The 1,731-nt window shown below is 68.8% G+C and carries 2 protein-coding genes; one reads left to right on the forward strand and one right to left on the reverse strand.

Annotation, left to right across the window (positions count from 1 at the left end; translation table 11 throughout):
- On the forward strand, positions 1-1,112 hold a 1,112-nt coding region (locus K789_RS0101860; RefSeq protein ID WP_024365257.1), incomplete at its 5' end, for a cation-translocating P-type ATPase.
- Between the two features lie 34 nt (positions 1,113-1,146).
- On the opposite strand, the gene K789_RS0101865 is transcribed toward K789_RS0101860, so the two are convergent.
- On the reverse strand, positions 1,147-1,731 hold a 585-nt coding region (locus K789_RS0101865; protein ID WP_024365258.1), incomplete at its 5' end, for an MFS transporter.

Consider the following 1,731-nt stretch of genomic DNA (forward strand, 5'->3'; position numbering starts at 1 on the left):
GGCGGGCCGGCATCCGCGTCGTGATGATCACCGGGGACCATCCGCTCAGCGCGGCCCGGATCGCCGGCGACCTCGGGATCGCCAGACCGGGGGAGCGGGCCGTCACCGGCGCCGAGCTGGACGAACTGGACGAGGACGGGCTGCGGACGCTGACCCGGCGCACCTCGGTGTACGCGCGGGTGGCACCGCAGAACAAGCTGCAGATCATCAGCGCCCTGCAGGCCCAAGGCAACGTGGTGGCGATGACCGGTGACGGCGTCAATGACGCGCCCGCCCTGAAAACCGCGGACATCGGCATCGCCATGGGGGTCACCGGCACCGAGGTCACCAAAGAGGCCTCGAACATGATCCTGGCCGACGACAACTTCGCCACGATCGTCTCGGCGGTGCGCCAGGGACGGGTCATCTTCGAGAACATCGAAAAATTCCTGCGCTACCTGCTGTCCTCGAACATGGGCGAAGTTTTTACGGTCTTCCTCGGTGTTGTGTTCGCTGGCGCCATGGGCCTGGCCGGAGCGGGCGCCGGCGAAGTCGCGGTGCCGCTGCTGGCCACCCAGATCCTGTGGATCAATCTCGTGACCGACTCCGGGCCCGCTCTTGCAATGGGCATTGACCCGGAAATCGACGACGTCATGGCGCGCGGGCCCCGCAAACGCAGCGACCGGATCCTCGGCCCGCGCATGTGGCTGGGCATCCTCAGCGTTGGCCTCGTCATGGGCGTTGCATCTTTGCTGACCATCGATATCTTCCTGCCGGGCGGCCTGGTCCCGGGCGGCAAAGACTCGCTCGACGTCGCCCGCACCGCCGGCTTCACCACCCTGGTGTTTGCCCAGCTGTTCAACGCTTTCAACTCCCGCTCGGAGACGACGTCGGCCTTCCGCCGGCTTTTCGTCAATAGATGGCTCTGGGGTTCCGTGCTGCTCGCGGCGGTGCTGCAGGTGGCGGTCGTGGAGCTTCCTTTCCTGCAGCGGGCCTTCGGGACAGCATCCCTGGACCCCGGCCACTGGGCCATCTGCGTCGTGATGGCCTCGACTGTGCTCTGGTTTGATGAGCTCCGCAAGATCGTCCTCCGAATGGGCGGGCGGCGCCGGGGCGCGCAGGTCCGGGGCTGAGGAACGACGCCGGACCCCGGCCCGACGGACGACGCTAGCGGCTGCGGGTCCGGCGCAGCGCCACCGCCAGCACCGCGATCGCCAGCAGCTGCAGGACGGCCACGGCCACAATCAGCAGCGGACGGTTGTCATACAGCACGCCGTACAGTGCCCCGCCCGCCAGCGCCCCGGCGCCTTCGAACGCCGCGAAGACGCCGTACGCCGTGCCCTGCCGCTGTTCCGGCACCAGGTCCGCAACGAGCGCCTTGACAGTCGAGTCCTGGATCCCGGTGGCAGTGCCCCAGACGAGGACCCCGGCAAACGCCAGCCCTGCCGCCGGCGCCAGGGCCAGCACCGGGACGGCGGCAATCAGCAGGGGAAGCGTGAGGAGCACTGAGGCGCCGGAGCGGTCGTAGAGGACGCCACTGGCGAGGGCACCAAGGGCCGCCGCCGCCATTGCACCTGCATACAGCAGCGGGACCAATGCCACCGGTACGGCCGCCGCCGTCGTGAGGTGGAAGGAGATGACGCCGAAGGCCACCAGCCCGGCACTCCAGAAGAAGGCCGCGACAGCAAACAGCACAAACCTCCCGGTGAACACCGACGCCGGACGGCCGGGAACACCCGCAGGCTCGACGGC

Source organism: Arthrobacter sp. TB 26, assembly GCF_000427315.1.
Lineage (GTDB): Bacteria > Actinomycetota > Actinomycetes > Actinomycetales > Micrococcaceae > Arthrobacter.